Raw genomic sequence first — 26,582 nt, 5'->3', positions numbered from 1 at the left:
AATGAGTACATTATCAAAATTACAAAGATACATGACGGGGAGGAAAGCGCTCCTGCCTGTATCGTTATTCTTATCAGCGATGAGTGCGCTTGCAGGAATGGCGCCCTATATACTTGTGTGGTTTATCATCCGCGAGTTTATTACAACAGGGGCAGGTTCCTCTCCCGCAATTGTTCAAAAATATGCCTGGTGGGCAGCGGCCTTGGCGATAGGAAGTATTGCTATTTACTTTTTGGCCTTATCAGCATCTCACCTTGCAGCATTTCGTGTCGAATGCAATATGCGCCGTTCTGCCATGAACAAATTAGTGCGTTTGCCCCTCGGCTTTTTCGACAATAACACCACAGGTCGTATCCGTAAAATTATTGACGAGAATGCTGGCATTACTCATGGTTTCCTGGCACACCAAATGCCCGACCTTGCCGGAAGTGTGGTAATGCCTTTTGCTGCCATCGTTCTAATATTTGTTTTTGATTGGCGGTTGGGGCTTGCCTGTATTATCCCACTTATTATTTCCATGCTTTTAATGGGTTATATGATGGGGACAAGCAGCCGTACTTTTATGCAAGCCTATATGAATTCGTTGGAAGAAATGAATTCAGAAGCCGTAGAATATGTGCGTGGAATTCCCGTAGTTAAGGTCTTCCAACAAACCGTTTTTTCATTTAAAAATTTTCACGACAGTATTGTGAAATACCGGGAAATGGTAATAAAATACACCAAAATATGGAAGATACCAATGTCTGTCTATACAGTTGTTATTAATGGGTTTACTTTCTTTTTAGTACCCGCTGCCATTTTATTGACTGGAAATAGCGGGAATTATGCTATGCCCATCCTCAACATGTTTTTATACATTCTTATCACACCGGTTTTCTCGCAAAGCATCATGAAAAGTATGTATATAACCCAGGCGCTCGGGCAAGCAAAAGAAGCTATCGACCGGCTGGAAAATCTTACCTCGGCCGGACAATTGGCTGAACCTGCCAATCCGCAAAAAATTAAAAGCCATGATATTCAATTTAAAAATGTTTCGTTCAGTTACCCCGGGGCGAATAAAAAAGCGGTTGATAATGTCAGTTTTACCATTCCGGGAGGAAAAACAGTTGCTTTGGTTGGCGCATCCGGCGGAGGAAAAACAACCATTGCCCGCCTTGTCCCACGTTTTTGGGATGTTGATGAAGGTGAGGTTTGTATTGGCAACGTTAATGTTAAAGATATTGCCCACGAGGATTTGATGAATCATGTTTCGTTTGTTTTTCAGAATACCAGGTTATTCAAAACAACCTTGCTTGAAAATATCAAATACGGTAATCCCAATGCCACGATGGAAGAAGTAAACCGTGCCGTTGATTTAGCCCAATGCCGCGAAATAATAAATAGTCTGCCGGATGGTTTAAATACGAAAATCGGTACGGAAGGAACCTATTTATCCGGCGGTGAGCAACAACGTATCGCTTTGGCAAGGGCTTTTCTTAAAAATGCCCCCATTGTGCTGCTCGACGAGGCAACTGCTTTTACTGACCCTGAAAACGAACATCTTATCCAACAGGCATTGAAAAAACTTGCCAAAGGCAAAACTGTACTGATGATTGCCCACCGCCTTACCAGCGTGATGAATGCAGACAATATCCTCGTCATCAGCGAAGGAAAAATTGCAGAACAGGGTACGCATCAGAAATTATTGCAAAAACAGGGAATCTACACAAATATGTGGAATGAATATCAACAATCGGTGAACTGGACAATAGGAAAGGAGGTTAACCATGCTTAATACAATTCAAGAACATTTAGCACTTTCAGAAAAAGGGGCAAAAGACTTTATAAAAGGTACAATTTTCACCACCTTGCTTGACATTTCATTGATGTTGCCAGCCGTTTTTATGTTCTTCTTTTTGAACGAATACTTAAACAAAGTACTTAATCCCGCATCATCAATTGAGCATGCCATCTGGTACTACATTTTGCTTGCAATAGGCTTTATGCTTATAATGTTTGTCATTGCGGTTCTCCAATACAAAAGCACGTATGAGACCATCTACGACGAAAGCGCCAACCGCCGCATTTCTCTTGCTGAGAAACTCCGTAAACTGCCGCTGGCTTTCTTTGGCGAGAAAAACCTTTCCGACCTTACTGCTACCATTATGGAAGATAATACAGCATTAGAACATACTTTTTCGCACGCCGTACCACAATTGTTTGCTTCGGTAATCAGTATTTCCATGATAGCCATAGGTTTGTTTACCTACAACTGGCAATTGTCGCTGGCATTGTTCTGGGTCGTACCTTTTGCTGCTACAATATTGCTTATTGCTAAAAGAAAAATTGACAAGGAAAACAAAATCGGCTATCAAAACAAGCGGGATGTAACAGAGAAAATTCAGGAGGGGCTTGATACTGTTCAGGAAATAAAATCATACAACCAGGAAGATGCCTATGTTAAGGAGCTAAATGCAACGGTCAACGAGTATGAGAAACATTTAATTAGTGGCGAATTATTAACTGGTATATTTGTTAATTCTTCCGCAGCCTTTCTAAAACTTGGGTTGGCAAGTGTCATTATTGTTGGGGCAGGAATGGTTGCTGCCGGGACAACAAATTTGTTTGTTTATTTTATCTATTTGATGATATCAGCAAGTATTTATAACCCTCTCAATGAAGTATTCAATAACCTTGCAGCCCTGCTATATCTCAATGTCCGCATCAACCGGATGAACGAAATGCAGGCAATGCCTGTTCAACAGGGAAAAGCAGAATCTACACCGGTAAACTATGATATCGAATTCAGAAATGTTGACTTCTCGTATGAAGAAGGAAAACAAGTATTACATAATGTTTCTTTTATTGCAAAACAAGGCGAAATAACCGCTTTGGTTGGTCCGTCTGGTGGAGGGAAAAGTACATCGGCTAAACTGGCGGCCCGTTTCTGGGATGTTCAAAACGGGAAAATTACGCTGGGCAGCAAGGACATCAGCAAAATAGAACCGGAAACCCTTTTGAGAAACTATTCCATTGTTTTCCAGGATGTGGTTCTGTTTAACACTTCGATAATAGATAACATCCGTATTGGCAAACGTGGCGCGACTGACAAGGAGGTACTACATGTAGCAAAACTGGCGCAATGCGATGATTTTGTCAGTAAAATGTCCGACGGCTATAAAACGATTATTGGCGAAAACGGCGAAACCCTCTCCGGCGGTGAACGCCAACGCATCTCCATTGCCCGTGCTTTATTGAAAGATGCGCCTATCGTTTTACTTGACGAAGCTACCGCCTCGCTCGATGTAGAAAATGAAACCAAAATACAGGCAGGTATCTCAGCATTAATCCGGAACAAAACCGTATTAATCATTGCCCACCGGATGCGCACCGTTGCTAATGCAGATAAAATTGTAGTGCTGGAAAATGGCCGGGTTGCAGAAAGTGGTTCACCTGAAGAATTAAAAGCGAAAAAAGGAATTTTTGCAAAAATGGTGGAGCGGCAGATGCAACAACCAACTTTGAATTAATAAAAAGAAACTGAATAAAATTTTAAAAATAACCTACTAAAGCTCTAATACAAGGTGTTGAGAAAACCAATAACCACAGAGACACGAAAACGCAAAGAAGAAACTTAGTGTCTTTGCGCTTTTACGGTGAAAAAACGAGCAACTTATAAACTTTTTTTAAAGATTACAGAATAAGAATTTCTACCATGAAGACCTTTAACCGGAATTGTAGCTTTTGTTATCGTATTGAGACGGACGTTTCCGACAGTCTGTTGGTGGTGGTATGAGGTCGTGGCAGTCAGACGAGAGTCTGAACAGTCCGACCGAAACTGAGATTTGGACGAGATTCGACAAGTCGAATCCGCACAAACCAAGACACAAGAATTATTTTTTGGCTGAAAACAAACGAATTGCATTAATATTTCTCTTGACAGGTAACGATTTAGAAACGAGTGAACTTCCGTTTTTTTCTTCTTTTTGCACAAAAATACAAAGTGCGATTTTTATTAGAAGTGAAGATACAATTTTTTTGTTTCTTTTTCTGTTTTTTGCAAATGCTGACAAGTTAGTTCAACATTGCAAAATATTAGTCGTTTGCAAAATATGTTATTAAAATTATTTGGTATATTTGAAACATAAGAAGACGCTTAAATAAAAATAACATCAAAGAATTTTTTACTACTAAAAAGACCATTATGACAAAAGCAGATATTGTAAATCAAATTGCTATAAGAACTCATATTGATAAAAGAATAGTTTTGGAAACCGTAGAATCTTTTATGGAGGTTGTAAAAGATTCATTAGCTAATGGTGAAAATGTTTATCTGAGAGGATTTGGAAGTATTATCATTAAGGAAAGAGCTGAAAAGAAAGCGAGGAACATTTCAAAAAATACAATTATTACCATTCCAGCCCATAAAATCCCATTCTTCAAACCTGCGAAAGAATTTCTTACAAAGGTTAAATAATTTCAAGTAAATAAAATAGATTACAAAATAGGCTACATTTGAATCGCAGTCCACAGGAAACTCTTTTATCAATGCTCTCCTGATAAAAATTAATTTTAGTTTAAATTAATTTAAACTAAAATTAATTTTTACTTATATATCTTTATAATATAAAATTGCCTCTTGCCCCACATCAGTAATTGAATTGAAAAATACTGTAACCCCTTGTTTAGCTTACCGGCTGTTGCTGGAACACCAAAAAGGGTTACCCCCAGGGTTAGCCCTTTTTTCATTCAATGAATACATTTTTTTGAATATGCAAATCGATATCTATAATGTACTGAATGCTTAAACAAATTTCTATCTCTCTTTATTGTTTTAGATAAAAGTATTTTTATATCTTTTAAATTTTTAATAAATTAGTAATTGTTTGTAACCATTTTTGAAATGCTTACAAGCGAACTTAAACCTGATAGTAAAATCTTTGACCCTGAAATAGACAAAATTATAAGTACTCATTTACCGATCATAAAGAAAATAAAAAACAGGTTTTAATATACCCAGTCTTCTTTTTCATCTAAAGAGTCAAGACATGTATTAATTTAATAATTGGATTATAGAAATTAATGATTATGAGTAATAAAAAAAATCTCTGGGTAGTAGGGATAGGTGCTTCAGCTGGGGGACTTGATGCCATCCAACAACTTTTCGATAAAATACCCAACGATACTGGAAGTGCATTTATAATTATTCAACATCTTTCTCCCGATTTTAAAAGTTTGATGCCTGAGTTACTGGCCAAACATACAAAAATGAAAATTTTTACCGCTGAAGACAAACAGACCATAGCTGCCAATTGTATTTATTTTAACCGGCGTGGTAAAAATCTTCAAATAAAAGGCAATAAACTGTATCTGTTTGACAAGGAACCCAAAAAAAATCTCAATCTGCCGATAGACATTTTTTTTCACTCGTTGGGGGAAGAATACAGAGAAAAGTCAATTGGAGTAATCCTTTCCGGAACCGGTTCTGATGGGTCACGCGGTATAAAAACCATAAAGGAGAGAGGAGGGACCGTAATTGTTCAGGAACCGGAATCTGCCCAATTCAATGGAATGCCCAATTCTGCAATTGAGACGAATTTGGTTGACCACATACTACCTCCTGGCGAGATTGCAAATATTTTAATAAGATTCCCCGGACAATACCTGGCACTATCGGAAAAAGAAACAAAATCAAATGATGTTGTTTTTTATCGTATCATCAATGAAGTTTATAAAAACTCCGGCATCGATTTTAAACAATATAAAAAAAATACACTGCTTCGGCGCCTTAAAAAACGGATGAGCATAAATAACTTTGAACAATGTGCTGATTATTATGCTTTTTTAAAGGGTAATTCCAAAGAAAAGGATATTTTGAAGCAGGATTTTCTGATTGGTGTAACCAGCTTTTTCCGAGATATTGAAGCTTTTGAAGTATTGAAAACGAAGATAATCCCGGAATTAATAAAACAGAAAAAAAATACTGATACTATTCGTATATGGATTCCTGGATGTTCCACAGGAGAGGAAGCATACTCCATTGCCATTTTGTTCGATGATTATATCCGTACACACAAATTGAATAACGATTTTAAAATCTTTGCCACCGACGTTAATAGCCAGGCTTTAAATATTGCCGGACTTGGTCAATACCACTTTGAAAACGAACTTGATGACTTTTATCTCGAAAATTATTTTGTAAAATCAGGAGAAGAAATCGAAATCATTAAACGTATACGTGACAGGATTGTATTTTCAAACCACAACATACTAAAAGATCCTCCCTTTATCCGTATGGATTTTATTTCATGTCGGAATTTACTTATTTATTTAGAGAATAATATCCAGCACAAAATAATTTTAAATTTCCAGTTTGCTTTAAATACAGGGGGATACTTATTTCTTGGAAACAGCGAATCACTGGGGAAAGCCTCTGTTTTTTTTAAAGTTATTGATAATAAATGGAAAATATTTCAAAATATTACCGATGCCAAACAAATTCCCGGACAGTCCAATCCTGAAGAAAGAATTAGTAGCTTAACCTACAAAAGTCAGAGAGATAAGGTCATACAGCATGAATACCGGTATAAAGAAAATCCTGAATCTGCCTTTCATAGGTACCTGAGTAAAAAATATAGCCCGGCTGTTATTTTTATAAACAGGGAATTTGATATCCTTTATATTCAGGGTGACGCAGGTAAAAAATTAAGTTACAACGAAGGAATATTTCAAAACAACCTGTTAAAAGCAGTGAGTCCTGAGATAGCAACCAGTCTTCGAAGCGGAATGCGCCGGTTAATTCTGGAAAATAAGGATATTTTCATAAAAGACGTTCAAAGCAACTCTGAAAAGAAAAGATTTACTTTTGATATCGGGTTACATAAAGCTGAAGAGCTGGCTAATTATAACGATGTTTATGTTGTCAGCTTTGGCCGGGATAAAGAAATATCAAAAAATGAGACAATCGAAATTGACAGTGTACCTCTGGATATTGCTTCCAGGCAAAGGCTTGAAGATGCTGAAAATGAACTTAAAGCCACAAAATCAGAATTGCAGAATGTGGTGGAAGAATTGGAAACCAGCAATGAGGAATTGCAGTCGTCAAACGAAGAACTAATGGCTTCCAACGAAGAGCTTCAGAGTACCAATGAAGAATTACAATCAGTCAATGAAGAATTATATACCGTAAATGCTGAATTACAGGAGAAAAACAAAGAATTACAAACGTTGAACGACGATGTCAATAATCTGCTGGACAGTACCGAAATTGGTACCTTGTTCTTAGATACTGAACTACGGATTCGTAAGTTTACCGCTCCCTTAAAAAAACATTTCAAATTACAGAATAGTGACATTGGCAGGCCCATCGCCGGTTTTGCTTCCAATTTCAGAGATAATATAATAAACGATGTTCTCGGTGATTCCAAAACGTCACTTGAAAAACTGACGACCATTGAAAAAGAAATCGTTGATTTAGACGGGAAAAATTATCTCATGAGGGTCGGTCCGTATATTACAATCCAGAAAAAAATTGAAGGGGTAGTAATAACTTTTGTCGATATTAATGAATTAAAGAAAAAAGAGGCCGCTCTTCAGACTAAAACAGACGAGCTTATCAAAGCCGAGGAGATTGCAAAAATGGGCAGTTGGGTGTTGAATATTCAAACAAATGAAGTTTTCTGGACAAAGGAGTTATACAAAATGTATGGTTTTGATCCTTCTCTTCCGCCGCCGCCTTATTCCGAACACGGGAAACTTTTTACTCCTGAATCATGGAAGATACTGAGTAAATCGTTGGATAAAGCTATAAAAGAAGGGATAGCCTATGAATTGGAGTTGCAAACAATCAAAAAGAATGGTTCAAACGGATGGATGTGGGTTACCGGAGACGTTAGCCGAGATCAAAACGGGAAGATCACCCATCTGCGGGGCGTAGCACAGGATATAACGATTAGAAGAAATCTGCATGAGGAACTAATGCGTGAACAGAAGTTCTCAAAAAAAATAACAGAATTATCGCCTTCCGCTAAATACATTTATAATTTTAAAAAAGGCACCAACACTTATATGAATCCTCAGTTTGAAAGAATATTAGGTTATAGTTCGGAGGAAATAAAAACCATGACTGAAAATGAATTTATGTCTCTTTACCATCCGGATGATAAAGGAAAAATTCAGAAGCATATGTCTGAAATTGCGGAGGGACTTGAATTTTGCAAAATAGAATATCGCTTCAGAAACAAAAAGGGAGACTGGGTTTGGTGTTATTCCATTAATTCTCCTTTCGAAAAAGATGTTGACGGTAAAGTTATTAGTTTTATTGGTGTTTTTATGGATATTACGGAGAAAAAGAAAAACGAAGAAATTTTAAAGCAGGCAATAATAAAAGCCAACTCTGCAAATATTTACAAAGACCAGTTTCTGGCCAATATGAGTCATGAGATCCGCACACCTATGAATGGGTTGCTAGGTTTTGCAGGTTTATTGAGGGAAGACGGGATAGATGATAAAACAAAAAATGAATATGTTGACATTATTGAAAAAAATTCAAAACAGCTTTTGAACTTGATTGATGATATTATTGATGTTTCAAAAATTGAAGCTGGAGAGTTAAAACTGAATAAAGAAGTTTGCTACCTGCAAAAAATATTTACGGATACCGAGGCGACATTCAACGAAATAAAAAAGCAAAAACAAAAAGAACACATCACGATTAAAGCGATTATTCCTGAAAAGTATTCTAAATTGACTATTGAAACGGATCCTCTCAGGTTACAGCAGGTTCTCACTAATTTGGTTAGTAATGCATTAAAGTTTTCAAGAAAAGGCACGATAAAGTTTGGATATATAATTAAGAACGACAGAGTGGAGATTTTTGTAAAAGACCAGGGTATAGGAATACCAAAAAACAAACTTGACACTATATTTGAGCGATTTGAGCGAATTGAAAACATAAATCATAAATCTGATGGTACTGGTTTGGGCTTGTCAATATCAAGAGGAATAGTAAGGTTGCTGGAAGGCAAAATGTCAGTCAAATCAACTCATGGCAAGGGTTCAATATTCCGATTCGAGATTCCTTATAAAGCAGTGGAAGACCAGTCTGAAAATACAGAAAAGGAGGCTTTAATAAATAAAAATAATCTTCAAAACAAGACAATTCTTATTGCAGAAGACGAAGAGTCAAATATTTATTATCTCTCTGCATTATTTAGAGATAAAGCGGTAAAACTATTTTGGGCCCAAAACGGTAAAGAAGCTGTTGAGATGGTTAAATCACATCCTGAAATCAACATTATTTTAATGGATATTCGTATGCCAGTAATGAATGGAGACATAGCTGCAGAAAAGATCCTAAAACTAAACAAAGACATAAAGATTATTGCTCAAACTGCTTACACAATGAGTGGAGACAAAGAAAAATACTTACAAAAGGGGTTTGTCGATTACATTTCTAAGCCTATAAGGAAAAATGAATTATTGGATAAAATATCAAAATGGGCTATTGATTAAGTCTCTATTTCCGGCAAATATCCAAGAAATGTAACAATTTTTGAAATATATTTTAATTGTGGTTTCGCTCGATTCAATTCCCAATTGGTAATACAGTCCTGTATAACATTAATTATTTTTGCAATATCTGATTGGAATAGATTCAAATCAAGTCATTTTTTTCTAATGTAAGCTCTGAAAATATAAATACTGTATTCAAAAAAGCAGATGATATATGGAAACAATTTGCTCGTGACTGGCCCTTTGAATGTTATTTCCTTAACCAAGCCTTGGCTAAGCTGTATGAAAAAGACCAAAGCTTTGCGAGGATTTCATTTGTCCTCACAATTCTGGCAGTTTTTATAGCCTGTTTGGGACTATTTGGAATAACAATGTTTTTGAATGAATCAAAGATTAAAGAAATTGGAATCCGCAAAGTGAATGGGGCCAAAATCTCCGAAATATTGACCATGCTCAATAAAGACTTTGTAAAATGGGTAGTTATAGCTTTTGTAATTGCATCCCCTGTTGCCTACTACACCATGGACAAATGGCTCGAAAATTTTACCTACAAAACCACTTTAAGCTAGTGGATTTTTGCACTTGTCGGACTATTGGCACTTGGAATTGCACTGTTGACAGTTAGCTGGCAAGCGGCTACGAAAAATCCTGTTAAAGCATTGAGGTATGAGTAATTAATAAAAAAACGCTCCTATTTGTTAGCACATTGGCAAACCTCAAAAGCCAAGCTCAACTTAAAGTTTGCCAAAGAGCTAACACCCCCTAAGTACCGCTTTAAAGTCGGTATTGGAATTTCCCCACCCACAAAAACAAAATAAATTCGTGCACCTTATCAAGGTCTGTGCAAATTGATAAGAAAACTGTTAAATTTGTTGAAGCTTGTAACGGTTTGATTTTGAATAATAAAAACCGGCGTACAACGAATGTAATCGTTATTTTTTTATCTTTTTAGAACAATCTATTTAAGATTAGGAGCCCATTTATCTCGATAAGTTCTTGCTTTGTTTAGTCCGTGTAAATCTTTTTAGAAATTTCGCAACAAAAATTTGCCGCTAATAAAAAAGATAGTAAATTAATTACGTAACAATAAAAGTTCCAAGTAAATCTATTTTTTTAGTATTGGAAAAAAATAAAAAGAATGAATCTATTCTCAAATATGCGTTCAAGTATTTTATTAAAAGCCTTATTTGTGCTCCTTATCGGTTTACTATTAACAATTTTTTCAACCCTATATGTTAAAAACGATTTGGAGAAAATGGCATTGAATGATCTGCAAAGAATAAATTCAGACATTGAAACCCGGATAGAATATCGCTTAACTGCGCATGCTCAGTTATTAAGAGGAGGAGCTGCTTTTATTTCTTCTTCAAATAACGTAACCCGTGATGACTGGTATACATTTTATCGCCGATCAGATGTTGAAAATAACCTTCCGGGAATTTTAGGCTTTGGTTTTGCAGAAGCAATTTCTCCAGAACAATTGGACAAACATGTTCAAAGAATCAGAGAAGAAGGGTTTCCAGAATACACTGTTTGGCCGGAGGGAGAAAGGGAAACTTATTCTGCAATTGTTTATTTGGAGCCTTTTAATTGGAGAAACAAAAGAGCATTTGGCTTTGATATGTTGTCGGAGCCAGTAAGGTGTAAAGCGATGGAAACTGCCCGAGATTCTAACATGGCTATACTCTCGGGGAAAGTTACACTTGTGCAAGAAACGAATGAAGATATTCAGGCCGGTACTTTAATGTACATCCCCGTTTACAAAAAAAATATGCCGGTAGAAACCGTTACACAAAGAGGTACGGCATTTTTAGGTTGGGTTTACAGCCCATACCGAATGAATGATCTGATGAACGGAATCCTGGGACATTGGGAATCGGCAAGAGAAGGATATGTCGATTTACGTATTTATGATGATGATACGACAGATGCACAGGCATTGCTTTATGATAGTGAACAACAGAGAATAGGTCAAAAAAAGATGAGTTCTTCAAGGAGTATGTCCAGCACCATTGATTTTCATGGAAAACGGTGGACAATTGTCCTTTCTCAAACCGATGCTACACCTTTAATATTCCAAAGCAAGGTCCTTATTTTATTTATATCGGGAACAGTTATAAGTTTTCTTGTCTTTTTTTTAATATTATCATTGCTCTCAGCCAGTAATAGGGCACGCCAAATTGCTGAAAAGCTTACTGCTAAATTGAAGGACAGCGAACAGAAATTCAACAGGTTTTTCGAAAATAATCCCGCGCTTATATCAGTCGTTTCGATTCCTGACGGAATATTCCTTGAAGTAAACGAAGCGTTTGTTAAAAGTACAGGGTATACGCGAAAAGAGGTGATCGGAAAATCTTCATCGCAATTGAATCTATTTGTTGATGATGAAAAACAGAAGGTGATAAATAAAACGCTTGGTTTAGATGATGTTATTCGTAATATGGAAATAACAATAAGGACCAAAGATAATTTAATGATTGACGGGTTAATCTCCGGCAGTGTAGTTGAAAGCCAGGGGAAAAATTACTTCCTTATTGTAATGACGGATGTTACCAGTCAAAAACAAGCAGAGGACGAAATACGATATCAGACCAAAAGATTAACCACGCTTATTTCCCATTTACCGGGTGGAATATTAATGGAAACATCTGACCGGAAGGTGCAGCAAACCAATAAACGGTTTTGTGAAATTTTCGCAATTCCAGTCCCTCCAGAAGCAATGATAAGTGCAGACTGTAAAGCTGCTTCAGAGCAGGTAAAAGAATTGTTTGTTGAAAGCAGGATTTTTATTGAACGGATAGATCAAATTATTGAAAGTAGAAAAGTAGTGTTGAACGAAGAACTCCGGTTAGTAGACGGACGGATTCTTTTGCGCGATTATGTCCCAATTTTTACTTCAGAAAACGAAGTTGAACACTTGTGGTATTATCGTGACATTACTGAGCTCAAAAAAGTAGAAGAAGCTTTGGCTAGTCAATCGGCCTTACAAAAAATATTGATGGATATATCATCAGAATATATTAATATATCTCCGTCAGAGGTTGAGAATGCCATTGCCCATTCACTTGAAGAGTTGGGGCGTTTTGTTGAAGCGGATCGTGCATACATTTTTGACTACGACTGGAAAAAAAATGTGTGTAACAATACGTATGAGTGGTGTAATGAGGGAATAAGTCCTCAAATAAAGGAGTTGCAAAATATTCCTTTGGACGCATTACCACAGTGGGTTGAGGCTCATTTAAAAGGAATAACCATGAATATCCCTGATGTATTTGCCATGCATGAAGATGATCCAGTAAGGGCAATTCTGGAGCCTCAGGAAATAAAAAGTCTGATAACCATCCCGATGATGTTTGAAGGGACGTGCACCGGCTTTCTTGGTTTCGATTCGGTAAAAATGCATCATCTATATTCTGAAAAGGAAGAGGCTTTGCTTTTGGTTTTTTCACAAATGTTGGTCAATGTAAAGAAACGAACAGAATTAGAAAACAAGCTTGTTGAAGAACGTTACAAAGCAGAAATGGCCAACAAATTAAAGTCTGAGTTTCTGGCTAACATGAGCCATGAAATCCGTACTCCGATGAATGCTATTCTTGGATTTAGTGAAGCGATGTTCCACCAGCTTGATTCTGTACGACATCAAAAAATGCTTAAATCAATCTTGAACAGCGGGAACTTACTAATGACATTACTAAATGATATTCTGGATCTTTCGAAAATAGAAGCGGGAAAGCTTGATATTGTATATAACCCGTTAGATTTAAATGCACAGCTTCAGGAAATAATCCTTCTGTTTCAACATAAAGCCCAAAAAAAAGGTCTTGATTTTAAGATACAAATTAGCCCTGATTTTCCTGAAACAATTATCCATGACGAGGTAAGAATAAAGCAAATACTTTTTAACCTGGTGGGGAATGCTATCAAATTTACACATAATGGTTCAGTTACAATTAAAGCAAACTTTAATAGACATAGTGAAAATTACGGGAATTTAGAAATTGCAGTGGTAGATACGGGTGTAGGAATACGTGAATCACAACAGAAAATTATTTTTGATGCATTCCGCCAGCAGGAAGGGCAATCGAATCGGGATTATGGCGGGACAGGGCTTGGTCTCGCCATCTCAAAACGCTTAGTAGAAAAGATGAAGGGCACTATCAAAGTGAGTAGCAAAGAAGGTCAGGGGTCTATATTTACATTTATTCTTTTTGATGTGGAAATAAAAAAAGGAATTCGAAAAAAGGAATTAACTACAATTGACACTTCCGATATCCATTTTGAATCAGCTAACATTCTGGTTGTTGATGATTTTATTTCTAACATTGAAGCAGTTGAAAGTTTGCTGCTTTCTACTGGAATAACAGTCACTGCCGCTGAAAATGGAGAAATGGCTCTTGACATTCTTAAGTACCTTAATCCCGATTTAATTCTATTGGACATGCGTATGCCCGGCATTGATGGATATGAAGTGGCTGGCAGGCTCAAGGCTGACCCAAATAAGAAACATATTCCCATAGTTGCTTTTACTGCCTCTGTTTTTAGTTCTGAAAGAATCGAAAACACCTCTGTTTTTGATGGCTTTTTATATAAACCGGTTCAGCGCGCTGAATTATTTCAAGAATTGGCGAAATTTTTAAAACACTCTATCTCTAACCGTAGTGACAGTATAGTAAAAGAAAGGTCTACTGATATTGTTGTTCCCCAGGATATTTTGCCTAACTTACCGGATATACTAATGGTTCTTGAAAAAAAGTTTCTTCCAAAATGGGAAGTAATAAAGGATTCTTTAGTGCTTTTTAAAATAGAAGCTTTTGCTGATGAACTTTTGAATTTTGCTGACGAATGTAATTTTGAATCTTTAATACACTATGCGAAAATATTAAAAGAAGACATTGAACAAATCGACCTTTATTTATTGAAAGATAATTTAGAAAAATTTCCTCTAATAGTAGAGGAGCTCAATAATCAAATGAAAACGGAATGATAATGGACAATCCCATCTATATTTTAGTTGTTGACGACAATCTTGAAAACTTAAAAGTAGTGAGCAATTTTCTAAAAGAAGAAGATTATAAAATCGCCTTGGCGATAGATGGGGAGAGTGCATTAGAGGTGCTTAGAAATACTCAAATCGACCTTATTTTGCTTGACGTAATGATGCCTGGGAAAGACGGATTTGAAGTATGTGAGGAAATAAAATCAGATAAAGAATTAGCTGAAATTCCCGTAATTTTTCTTACTGCTAAGACCGCTCCTGAAGATATTATTAAAGGATTTAAAACCGGTGCGATTGATTATTTGACAAAACCATTTATTCGCGACGAACTGTTGATAAGAGTGAAAACTCATCTTGAACATAACAAGTCGAAGAAGAAACTACTTGAAACCATCAAAACACGTGATAAATTATTTTCAATTATTGCACATGACATCAGGGCTCCGTTCTCTTCTATATCAATGCTTATATCTTTACTTAATCTTGATGAAGAAGAAAACAGTGGCGATACAAAAAAACGGGTTATGCCTCTTTTGGAAAGAACGGCTAAGGATACCACAATATTGCTAGACAACTTGTTGGAATGGACCCGGCTTCAGACAGACACCATTACACTTAAGCCACAATATTTAGATGTTTCAACAATTATTAAAGACTGTATTAATTTATTAAAAGGGAACGCGAAAGCAAAAAATATTGTTATCGAACTTAAGTTAGAAAAAGAAATTATTGCTTTTTTTGATGAAGTAACGATGCATACTGTTTTTCGAAATTTAATATCAAATGCAATTAAATTTACACCAGATAAAGGGTTAATTATCATAAATGTAAGAGATGAAGGGAATTATGCTTCAATAGGGGTAACAGATTCCGGGGTGGGGATGTCCGATGAACTTCAAAGAAAGATATTTGAAGATGATAATATTTATACGAGTCAGGGCACGAACCAGGAAAAAGGAAGCGGCTTGGGGCTTAAAATTGTAAAAGACATGGTTGCTCAAAATAAAGGGCTTATTTCGGTTAAAAGCGAAATAAACCTCGGAACTCAAATAGTAGTAAGGATACCGACTGGGAGACTCTAAAAAGCAATACAATTTAGCACTATTCCTTTTTAAAAGACCTGCACACAACGACTCCGCCATTGTTCGTAATTTTGAGTTTTAACACCAAGAAAATCCATAATCGATTTAACTAAAGTATCGGTACTACCAACCAGGTCTCCTATTTCAGTTTGATTTGTGCCAGTTATCAATCAAGGGACATCAGTTTTCTAAAGCTTCAGGTTCTGAGGCAGGAGTTCGTGTAGTTTGCTGACCTTGTGTTCCGGGATTGCCTCCAGTACTTTTTTGAGCAACTCAAACGGGTTCATATCGTTCTTCTTACATGTAGCAAAGAAGGAATAAAACATGGCGGCCCGTTCTGCTCTACACTCGCTTCCTGCAAACAGGTAGTTCTTCCTTCTCAAAGCGATGTGGAGTCCCAAGAACTATTTTGAGACAGCCTCCCTTAAAAACCTGGGGAGCAAAACTCGCTATAGATTTGCGAATAACTGGGATATATTATCAATCAAAAATAATTCGTTTAAGGTTCAATTTGAACAGAATCCATAACTTCTTTATTTGGAAAAAAAAGACAAACTTTCGCACCTTTGGGATTTTTATTATTTCCAATTTCGATTTTCCCATTGTGTGCATCCATAATTAGCTTTGTTAAAGCAAGACTAATTCCCTTATCTTCATCCAAGTGTTCCAAACCAACATTAAATAATCTAAAAGGGTTTTCAAGTATTTTAGATGGAAAGCCAATCCCCTCGTCAATAAATTGAAGAAGAACAGAATTATCCATCTGTTCTGCCAAAATAGTAACAGTAGACCCGGAGAAAGTATAGCGAACCGCATTCGTTATCATCCTTTCGATGCACAGTTTTATTAAAGAAGGATCTGCATAAAAATGAGTTGCGTATAATTTCTTTACTATCCGAATATTTTTGTCTTCTATATTTTTTTTTAACAAATCTAATATCTCATTAACAATAGGTAATGTTTCAACTAAAGCAGGTAAAACTGTCCTCTTATTAGTTCTGAATTCTGTGACCAATAAACTTAAACGACTGAATCGCTCAAGTCGTTTTGCAGAAGAATCAAGATAGTCTAACATTTTATAGAATTTATGATCGACTAACTCTTCTTTCAAAATGTTTGTAAATCCAATGATGCCGTTCAATGGCGTATTAATCTCATGACTTATTAACTTTAAGAAATCAGCTTTCACCTGATCCAAATTTTGGAGTTCTTCATTTGCCCGCTGCAATTCATTGTTTGCTTTCTGCAATTGTTCTGTTCTTTTCTCAACTCTTTTCTCCAATATCTTATTGGCATCTTTTAGTTGTTCTTTGCTGTATTTCAGTTCAATATGTGTTTGTACTCGGGCCATTAATTCTTGCGCATTAAATGGTTTTGTAATATAATCTTGTCCTCCCGCCTCAAAGCCTCTAACAAGGTTTTCTGTTTCACTTAGCGCCGTTAGGAAAATAATAGGAACATCTTTGTAATCTTTTATTTTTCTTATTTCTTTACAGGTATCATATCCATTAAGTCCCGGCATATTTATATCCAACAGTATTAAATCATAATCAGAAGAATTATTAAGAAGATTAATCGCCTGATTTCCGTCAAAAGCAAAACCAACGATATGGTTTGATTCTTTTAATATCGAACCAACAACTTGGATATTTTTGATATTGTCATCAACTGCCAATATTTTAAATGTTTTTCCGTCCATATTATACAACTTTAAGGGATTTTTTTTAATTGTCTAATTGTATCCTGAAAGATATACAATTTATCGAAGAGATTTTCAACTTCAAACTTTTCGCAAAGGTCAAGAATTTCTTTTCCTAAATTAATTAAAGATGGGAGCTCTTTTTCTTTACCAAAACGAATTAGAGTTTCACCAAATAACTCAATGTCATTTATTACCTGGCTCTTCTGCGCCTGTTTGAGAATTGGTAAAAGCTCAGTCTCAATTTCTTTAATGACCGTTGGAAATTTAAGCTTTTGCTGTTCATTTAAATTCAAGATAAATTTGGTTTCTTCCTTAATTTTTTTTCTTTCAACAGCTGGGTTTTCAGTATGCTCCAGATATTTTTTTAAGCTTTCACTAAGTTCTTCAAAAACGACAGGTTTTAGTATAAAATCATCAAATATGCTTAAATCATCAAAATTCATATCTAAAGACGATGCAGAAATTGCAACTATTGGAATTTTTGCAGTATTACTATTACTTTTAATAATTCTTGCTGCCTGAAGTCCATTTAAAACCGGCATTTTTAGATCCATTAATATCAAATCGGGAGCATAAGTTGTTGCTAATTCCACAGCCTCAGCACCATTCTTAGCTTCAATAATTTCTATTGGAGAATGGGACAAAAAGTCAATAAGTAAATCCCGGTTGTATTTATTATCATCAACGACTAACAAAATTGCTTCTGTAAAAATTAGCGAAGAGGGATTGATATCATCCTGTGATAGATTATTATCATTACGGGCTTCCACAATTAAAATATCCGGTAGAAGAACGCTGAAGATACTACCTCTTCCAATTTTACTTTTTAACCGAATTTCCCCTCTCATCATATCGACAATCTGGCGGGTAATTGATAATCCCAAACCAGTTCCTCCATAAACTTTTTCTGACTGTCCATTCTGTTGAACAAAGGGTTCAAATATTGTCGTAAATTCACTTTCGGGAATCCCAACTCCTGTATCCTCAACCTCCAGAAGAATATCAACTTTTTTATCGGATTTTGGGACAACGTTTACATGTAATTCAACATGTCCTTTTTCAGTAAATTTTATCGCATTATTTATTAAATTGAAAAGTATTTGTCTAATTCGAACTTCATCGAGAAGCAAGTAGTAATCTATATTTCTTTCAATCTTCAGATTAAAAGGAATACTCTTCTCGTTAGCAATAGGAATCATTAGAAGCTCAATGTCTTTCACCAAACTATAGAGACTAACTGGCTCTAAATTTAAATTTAATTTTCCGGCCTCTATTTTCGAAAGATCTAAAATATCGTTTATAATATTTAGCAAACTTTTACCGCTAGAGCGAATTGAATTTACTCGTGCTTTCTGTTTTGAATCATTAAGAGATGAATATAACAAGTTGGAGAATCCTATTATTGAATTTAGTGGTGTTCTAATTTCATGAGATACATTGGCGAGGAAGGTACTTTTTGTTCGGTTGGCTTCTTCTGCAGCACGACGGGCAATTCTTTCTTTTTCTGCTCGTTTTTTTTCTGAAATATCTTCTACAGTGGCATCATAGTAGTGCTCGCCAGTTTGTTTGTCAATTATTAACTTCACATTTTCTCTGATATAAACTTCTTTGCCATCCTTTGTTGTCCATATTGACTCATAGTCAGTTAGCTTTTTTTCTGCTTCAACTAGACGGATGAATTCTTCACGCGAGGAGGCATGAGCAAATCCTTCTTTGTTTAAATCTCTTTGTTGTAATTCCTCAAGGCTATTAAATCCAAGCAGCCGAATCAATGCAGGATTAGCCAGAATGATCTTTCCATCTTTGGACGTACGATATATTCCAAAAATTGAATTTTCATAAATCTCTCGATATCGCTCCTCACTTAAACGTAATGCCTTTTGAGCCTGCTTCCGCTCTGTAATATCTCTTACTACTGCAACAATAATCTTTTGTTTCTCTTCAAATGTTGCCAATTTAAAAATAATTTCTACATCAAATAAATTACCATTTTTATGTTTATGTTTGGTCTCTATTGTTAATGAACTCCTTTTCCTGGAAATCAAGGGTTGCAAAAGTTGTCGATAACTTTTCTCTGAATATTCAATTTTAAAATCAAGAGGAGTGATCTTTAGAAGTTCAGATTCAGAATATCCTAACTGTATCGATGCTCCTTTATTAACATAAACATGTTTTAAGCTATCAGGTAAAAACATAAAAATCCCATCGCTGGTAGCATTTAATGCTGTAAGTATACGTTTCCTTTCGGCATCATCTGAAAGCCTTTTTCGGATATCCCTAATAGTCAATAAAAAAAGCTTTTGCTTTCCGGTTTCTATTGCTTTTACTGTTACTTCTACTGGTAACAAATCGCCATTACTTCGAGTAATATATAACTCGGAATTTATATCGCCCCATTTATCTCCTTCAAAAAATGAATTTTTAAAATATCCATCCTTTTCGAATAAATTAGGGAAAAATAGCTGCGCAGAGTTACCTACCAGCTCACTGTTCTTTTTATCCACTATGACCTCCAGGCCATTATTAACTAAAAGAATTTCAAATTTGTTATTTAAAATAACTATTCCATCAGGAGAAGAATTAAATAAACTTTCAAACTGAATCTCTGTTTGTTTTTTTTCTTCAATATCTTCCAAGTAGCCAATTATTCTGAAAGGTTCGCTATTATTATCTAACTCAGCTCTGCCAGCCGCTAAAAACCACCGATATTTACCACTCTTTTTCTTAAATAGAAATTCAATTTTAAAAGGTATATTCTCTTGATAACTAATTCGGAGTTTCTTTCTAAACAGTTTTTGATGTTTAGGATGAACATTGTTTAATATATTAATCTTTCCAAAAGTTAATTCATCCTTCGTGTAACCTGTTAATTCAAGATATTTTTCTGAAAAATAAGTTTGCTTTAATTTTTTATTCCACTCCCAAATTCCAAGGTTTGTTCCAGAAACCAGTAAATGATAACGTTCCTCGCTCTTTAACAACGCCTCCTGGGTTGTCTTCCATTGAGTTATATCTTCGATTTGCGAAATAAAATACAATGGGCTTCCATCTTGTTTCTTCACTAAAGAAACACTTAGTAAAACCCATACAATATGTCCTTTTTTATGAAAATACCTCTTTTCGATTTTATAAGTCTGGATTTTACCTTTTAGCATCTTTTCCACATAACCTAAATCCAGATCCAAATCGTCAGGATGGGTTATATCCTGAAAAGTAAGATTCATTAATTCAGACTCAGAATAGCCAACGATTTCGCACACAGATTTATTTACTTTCAACCATGATCCGTTTGGAGCAACCAATGCCATTCCGATTGAAGCGTAATAAAATGCTTTTGAGAAACGTTCCTTGCTTTCATAAAAAGACAATAAATCATCAGTATTACATGATTTTGCATTTAAAGAAACAGATATCAACAAAAATCTCTCATTGGCAAACACTTCTTCTTTTATTCTTGCTATTAAACGGAATCTGTCATCATCTTTCCGCACTCCAACCGTTTCTATGAAGAAATTGTCGTTTGAAAAATTCACATTTTTAAAATTTGAAGACCACTCAGGAAAAAGTAGGTCTATCGGCTTTCCTTCTAGCTCTTGACTTACATAGCCAAAGCTTTTTTCAGCTTCGTAATTAAGTCTGATTATTTTGCAACTTGTATCAAGTAAGAATATTGCATCGAAAGAAAAATTAAGAATCCTCTCGATCTTTTCCCAATCTTCCCTTTTCATTATTACACTGTATCTGAAAATTTGACATTAAAAATAACAAAATACAAAAAAAAAGGTTCTCTTATAAAAACAAAAGAACATCTGTGTAACAATAAATTATATTAGAAAATATTCTTACTTGACAGGAATTTTCACTCTAAATATTATTTCACTTTCATATGATTCAACTTTAATAGATCCTCCCAATAGATTAACTAATTTTTTAACCAGAGAAAGCCCAATTCCTAATCCAAAATTAATTCTCTTTTCTATCCGTTCTTGTTTTTCAAAAATGTCAAACATTTGTTCGATATCTATTGAGTCTTTATACCATTTATTCCTGACAAAAAAATCAACATCCTGACTATCTTGGTTAAAGGTAAAACCATAGGTAACTCTATTTCCAGCCGAGAATTTAATCGCATTGTCGAGCAAATGATAAAGGATGTGTTTTATTCTATTTTTATCAGTATAAATACAAAAAGAAGGCTCGGGGTTTAGATAATCAATGTTTATTTTTTTGCCTTGAGAAAAAGGAAGAGACTCAAAAAAGAGCTTTAACTCCTTTAATATTTTTGCAATATCTACGTTTTCTTTTTTAATTGCTATCTCTTCTCCTGCTTCTATTAGAGATAATTCTACAAGGTCATTCAACAATATCAGAAAATTTTCTGTTGTCTTTTCCAGTAATTCGACAATGTCATTTTTATCTGTAGAACATTCAGCTGCTTCAAGCTGCTTTAAAATATCGATAAATCCGAGAATTCCATTTAAAGGGGTACGAATCTCATGTGACAGATTCGAAAGAAAATACTCTTTCGAATTTTTGGACAACAGAGACTTACTAAATAATTTTTCTACTTCTGCTTCCAGCTCTTTTAAAACATTTTGTTTTTCTATAACACCAACAAATTTTGTGTCTTCCATTACTGCCAGAACAGGTGAACGACTCAAATCAAACTTTTCTATAATAGATTTGATTGTGTCATTTTTGCACACATTTTCTTTCGGACTAACGCAATCAATTACAATTTTATGCGGACGTCTTATTATATCTTCTTCAGTCAAAATCCCATGAAATTCATTTTGTTCGTCTATAACAACAAGGTATTTATTGCTCAACAAGCGATCTTCGATTGAATTAATACCTTCAAATGGATTTGCAGAATGATAAAGCGGAGATATATATTTATCTAAATCTATCACAACTCACCTTCGATAAAATCATAAAAAATTGTCATTTTGAAATCGACCTTTATTATCTCTGATTCAGAAACATATGGGAAAACCCTTTCTTGCAGGATTTCAATAATTTTTTCATTGTTAATTTTTTTTAGGACCCTCTTGTTAATAAAAACTGCTTCTACCGACTTATCTTCTACCTCATACGATTCAAATTCATTAGGGACTAAAAAATCAAATGATCTAAATACACCAATTCTCCCTTGTGGACATTTTTTTCCTAATATTAATATGTCTTCAAAAGGTGGTAATCGAATCTCTTCAAAACTCAATTTAACAGTATATTTTCGGGCTAACCTAACGTCCATAATTCAATTTTTTATGATAAATATAGTCGTTTCTTTTATTTCAGCCTCAAAAAAAATGATTTTTAATTGCGGGTTAAATTTATTTATAATAAAAAATAAAATGCAACGGTTCTTTTTCTCTAATTGAGTTTCTTTCGTTTTCAAAGATTTTAATCAAAAGAATTCCTCAAGGCTCTGCCTCGGAGTATAGAGGAAAGTTTGAAAACCTCAAGGTTTTCATGATGTTTTGAAAAGCGTAAAAGATTACCAAGTCGTTGAAGCAATATTAAGCAGATTGAAAAGAGCTTGTCAATGGCGGCAATGACCGATAAGACAATTTCTCCGCAGCAAATGCACCTGACAAAGTATGTATTTTCATTTTTGAAAACGGTATAATGCTGGGAGTTGGCAGAAAGTCTGGCAACACATTTAAAGTAAATATAAGCATCTACTGGACTTATCAAGTACCCAACCCGATGGTACTCACACTCAAACAAAACGGGGCGGCGAAGCAGTTGCTTAGCAGGGAAGAAAGAAATCAAAGACAAGCGATATGTTGATTTTAACAAATGCCAAGGTATCCCGTTAACATGTAGCAACCCTGCCGAAGAGAACCATAATAATGCATTTAACTTAGTACCTGTAGCACAGAAAATGATTGCAGGGCTAGAATTCTCTGAAATACACACTGATTATTCTTAAATGCAAATTCATGATTTGTTACTGAGAAATTCCGTGGTCATTGTTCAAAAGTTGAAATTACAGGAAACATTGACCAAAATAAGCGAAATGGGACTTCTAAGGAATATTCATTTGATGATGTATTTATAAATTGCTGGTTTGTTGTGGAACCAATGGATGGTTTGGTGCTTTTAAAGCAATTCTGATTCGTTTTGAAACAAATGCAATTCATCGGGAAGTATTGAACATAATAACTCTCTCTGTTATTACTGCGTAAACTTTGAGCAGCTTCAATGATTAGAATATGATTTGCTATCGCTCTTCATTTATTTTTTCGAACGTTAATAAAATATTCATATCATTTCTGTTTCCCATAAGATAGCATTTTATAATTTAGTGGTATATTTTCATATGCTAAATATTTTTTATAGATAAATGAAGCGAATGGGTTTTAGATTAAAAAAAATTAAATTTAATGACGCAAATACAAAAAAGAAATAACAGAAGGTACTTTCACTATCAAAAAGAAATTTTAAATACAATCTCTGAACCTGCTTCTTTTATTACTAACAAATATCGCTATGTTTTTGTGAATAACGCTTTTAACGATTTTTTTAATAAACAAACAGATAAAGTTATCGGTAAAACACCGAGTGAAATTTGGGGAGATGATAATTTTAAAAAGAATATAGCTCCTCAAATGGATAGAGCACTAAATGGTGAAACCGTTTTTTTTCAGTACCGAGGAAAAATGTTAGATGGGAAGTTTAAAATATTAGAAATTAATTATTATCCTCATTATAAACCTTCAGGAAGCATTGATGGAATAATTGCCATAACAAATGATGTAACCAAACAAAAATATGCAGAAGAGGCACTAAAAGAAAGTGAAGCCCGTCTCAAGGACCTTAACGAGACAAAGGATAAACTCTTCTCCGTCATTGGACACGATCTAAAAGGACCGCTCCACAATATTGTAGCTTTCTCTGAACTTATTGAAGAGCAACATGGAGAATATTCTAGAGAAGAAATACGAAAATTCAATCAATTAATTCTTCAATCTGCCCAATCTCTTTCATCACTACTCGATAACTTATTGAGCTGGTCATATTCACAAACACAAAGTATAAAAATATTCCCACAAGCTATCCTGTTGCATTCTATTGCAGAAAAATGTTTTGATTTTTTAAAACAGAATGCTTTTCAAAAAGAAATACGACTTGTAAACGATGTATCGCCGGAAATGCAAGCTGTCGCCGATGAAAAAATGATAACTACAGTTATACGTAATCTCATATCAAATGCCATTAAATTTACCGACAGAGGAGGTAAAATAATCGTTACAGCAACAATTGTTGAAGATGAGATATTTGTTGCAATTAGAGATTCAGGAATGGGGATTTCAAAAGAGAAAAAAGAATTATTGTTTCAATCTTGTGGTATTCAGTCGAGTACTGGTACGGAAGGCGAAGGTGGAACAGGTATGGGATTAATTATTTGTAAAGATTTTATTGAAAAAAATAACGGCAGAATATGGGTCGAGAGCGAATTAAATAATGGTTCTGTTTTTAGTTTTTCTTTACCTGTTAATTTCTGAATTATCTTTTCATTTTTCAAGTAGTAGAAGAGTCATAAGTTTCTATTATGGGAATAAGATAAGCAGACTTAATGGTAAAACATTATTTATAAACTTGGGATTGGGAATATCCGTTGATGCGACTCCCATTTTCTTAATTGATTTTAAGCCTTACATAATAGTGAGGAAGGAAGTTTTATTAAGTGACGTTTTTTTTATGCAAATTCAAACGTGAGGTAGTATTTGAAAATGAACTATATATTTACTAAAGTTATGACCAAAAGCTAAAAGAATGAAAGCCCTCTTCCTTATTTAAAGAATAATTTTTTCACTTTTATGGGCTGGTAGAATATCCGGACACTACAAAACAGTATAGAAATAACTCTCTGGTTATGTTAATTTGAAAAATTGGAGTTACTTGTACTGGAGAATATAATCTTAAAAAAAACTTGCTAAAAGATACAATTATATTACTCTTATTTTCGTAAAGTGTTTAAGTATTTCTCCCTGATAATACCATCTGCAATTTAAATTAATGCGGGTAAAATAGATGCTTATTTAAACTAGTAAAAGTATAAAAGAAATAAGCAACGAACCTGGTTTCCAGGCCATCCATTATTTTAGTACATTGGTTTTTTAAAAAAAACCTAATCCTACACAATACCGAAAGAAAAATGTTTTGGAGAATAAAACTGAACTCCTATTCTCATAAAAAAAAGAAAAAGGGGCAACTCTCATCAAAGCCGCCCACAATTGTATTAAGAATGATAAAAAATAAGGGTTTGTACATTAAAAATAGAAAATTCTATCTTAAAAACAAATTATTTATAAAAAATAAAAATAACAATTGTTTTAGGATATGAGGCTATGCAAGTGGAACTTGCTCTGTTTCCTTGCTATTCTTGAATTTGAAGTTGACCACGGAATTGTTCATGTAGTTCCGCTACAGAAACCGTTGAAAGATCTTGGATTTTTAATCAAAAGAATTCCTCGAGGCTCTGCTCCCGGAGAAGCTCATTGCATGAGTGAACATATTACTAAGTGGCACAATAGAGCGTTGTTGCTATATCATGTAGTTTGTCAGATGAAATATCGTAGAAATGTAATAACAGAAGAAGTAGGAGAGAGTCTAAAGAAATATGTTTGCAAATTTCAGAACGATATAAAATATATTTTGTGGAGATAGGCTGGGAGTATGGTGAAATCAAAAAAAGAGCAGTTAAGCAAATGCTCTTTTATGTGTGTGCCGTGTATGGTCAATAACTTGGTGGTGTCATTGTCGCAATTGATGGGAACACTAAAAGGCAAGACTGCTATCAAAATCTTCAAAAGTTATCCTCAGTTAAAAATTTAGTAAAAAGCTTGCAGATATGGTTGGCAAACAAGAGAATCAATGGAACAGCTATTATATCACCATCAGTTCCTAAGAAAGAAACAACCCAATACCAAAACAAAAAGCAAGGAAACGCTTTAGGGCAGGGCAGGAATAGAACCAGTTATTACCCATATCAAACACGACAATAAATGGTAAGAATTTTTTAAAAGGTGTTATTGGTGACCAATTAAATACTATTTTGGCCGGGACCGGGTACAATTTAAAGAAAATGCTCAATCGGATTAAACAACAAATCCTTTTTATCCTTTTTCAAATATTGAAACTTTGGATACCTCGGTTATCTCAAAAATATAAGCCAGAAAAATATTGGGCTTTTTAAGGTCTAACTTGTTAAGGAACAACTTTTAAAAGATATTCCGATGCATTTAGAATGGAAATCATGTGAATTAATTGAGATGAATATTCAAATAGACCACATTCA

General features: G+C 34.7%; 14 protein-coding genes. 9 read left to right on the top strand and 5 right to left on the bottom strand.

The genetic code is table 11. The features are described 5' to 3' along the window. The first annotated feature begins 1 nt into the window (after position 1). From K5G00_RS22780 to K5G00_RS22750, 7 genes are all read left to right on the top strand, one after another. Entirely contained in the window at positions 2–1,774 is a 1,773-nt protein-coding gene (locus K5G00_RS22780; RefSeq protein ID WP_238768774.1) for an ABC transporter ATP-binding protein, read from the top strand. Continuing rightward, a complete protein-coding gene (locus K5G00_RS22775; RefSeq protein ID WP_238768773.1) occupies positions 1,767–3,509 on the top strand; it encodes an ABC transporter ATP-binding protein in 1,743 nt (580 codons plus the stop codon). Before K5G00_RS22780 ends, K5G00_RS22775 begins: the two co-directional genes overlap by 8 nt. Positions 3,510–4,183: 674 nt before the next feature. Beyond that, positions 4,184–4,456 carry an HU family DNA-binding protein gene (locus K5G00_RS22770; protein ID WP_158871784.1) on the top strand — a complete coding sequence of 91 codons (273 nt, stop codon included), beginning with the start codon at positions 4,184–4,186 and terminating at the stop codon, positions 4,454–4,456. Positions 4,457–5,067: 611 nt separating this feature from the next. After that, entirely contained in the window at positions 5,068–9,492 is a 4,425-nt protein-coding gene (locus K5G00_RS22765) for a chemotaxis protein CheB (protein ID WP_238768772.1), read from the top strand. A gap of 269 nt (positions 9,493–9,761) precedes the next feature. Continuing rightward, positions 9,762–10,061, top strand: coding sequence for an ABC transporter permease (locus K5G00_RS22760; RefSeq protein ID WP_238768771.1), 300 nt, complete (start codon positions 9,762–9,764; stop codon positions 10,059–10,061). Between the two features lie 569 nt (positions 10,062–10,630). Then, on the top strand, positions 10,631–14,476 hold the full coding sequence (locus K5G00_RS22755; RefSeq protein ID WP_238768770.1) for a CHASE domain-containing protein: 3,846 nt from the start codon (positions 10,631–10,633) through the stop codon (positions 14,474–14,476). Next, complete coding sequence (locus K5G00_RS22750; RefSeq protein WP_238768769.1) at positions 14,473–15,570, top strand: hybrid sensor histidine kinase/response regulator; 1,098 nt, start codon at positions 14,473–14,475, stop codon at positions 15,568–15,570. The genes K5G00_RS22755 and K5G00_RS22750 overlap by 4 nt, the downstream gene beginning before the upstream one ends. A 188-nt stretch (positions 15,571–15,758) precedes the next feature. On the opposite strand, the gene K5G00_RS22745 is transcribed toward K5G00_RS22750, so the two are convergent. From K5G00_RS22745 to K5G00_RS22725, 5 genes are all read right to left on the bottom strand, one after another. Then, positions 15,759–15,896: a transposase domain-containing protein gene (locus K5G00_RS22745; protein ID WP_394800876.1), complete on the bottom strand. Its 138-nt coding sequence runs from the start codon at positions 15,894–15,896 to the stop codon at positions 15,759–15,761. A 173-nt stretch (positions 15,897–16,069) separates the two neighbouring features. Further along, a complete protein-coding gene (locus K5G00_RS22740) occupies positions 16,070–17,269 on the bottom strand; it encodes a hybrid sensor histidine kinase/response regulator (protein ID WP_238768768.1) in 1,200 nt (399 codons plus the stop codon). A gap of 11 nt (positions 17,270–17,280) precedes the next feature. Next, on the bottom strand, positions 17,281–21,000 hold the full coding sequence (locus K5G00_RS22735) for a PAS domain S-box protein (protein ID WP_238768767.1): 3,720 nt from the start codon (positions 20,998–21,000) through the stop codon (positions 17,281–17,283). A gap of 114 nt (positions 21,001–21,114) precedes the next feature. Continuing rightward, positions 21,115–22,185 carry a histidine kinase dimerization/phospho-acceptor domain-containing protein gene (locus tag K5G00_RS22730; protein ID WP_238768766.1) on the bottom strand — a complete coding sequence of 357 codons (1,071 nt, stop codon included), beginning with the start codon at positions 22,183–22,185 and terminating at the stop codon, positions 21,115–21,117. Beyond that, on the bottom strand, positions 22,182–22,529 hold the full coding sequence (locus K5G00_RS22725) for a hypothetical protein (protein ID WP_158871671.1): 348 nt from the start codon (positions 22,527–22,529) through the stop codon (positions 22,182–22,184). The genes K5G00_RS22730 and K5G00_RS22725 overlap by 4 nt, the downstream gene beginning before the upstream one ends. A 1,135-nt stretch (positions 22,530–23,664) precedes the next feature. Here K5G00_RS22725 and K5G00_RS22720 point away from each other — a divergent pair. Together K5G00_RS22720 and K5G00_RS22715 are read left to right on the top strand one after the other, a co-directional pair. Then, positions 23,665–24,786 (top strand): PAS domain-containing sensor histidine kinase, encoded by a 1,122-nt coding sequence (locus tag K5G00_RS22720; protein ID WP_238768765.1) that lies wholly within the window; start codon positions 23,665–23,667, stop codon positions 24,784–24,786. A gap of 838 nt (positions 24,787–25,624) precedes the next feature. Then, on the top strand, positions 25,625–25,951 hold the full coding sequence (locus tag K5G00_RS22715) for a transposase (RefSeq protein WP_238768764.1): 327 nt from the start codon (positions 25,625–25,627) through the stop codon (positions 25,949–25,951). Positions 25,952–26,582 lie beyond the last annotated feature (631 nt).

Origin of the sequence: Maribellus maritimus (genome assembly GCF_022267315.1) — a bacterium.
GTDB classification, from domain to species: domain Bacteria; phylum Bacteroidota; class Bacteroidia; order Bacteroidales; family Prolixibacteraceae; genus Draconibacterium; species Draconibacterium maritimum.
Note: the sequence above shows the minus strand (reverse complement) of the source record. Positions and strands in the feature narration are given on the sequence as shown.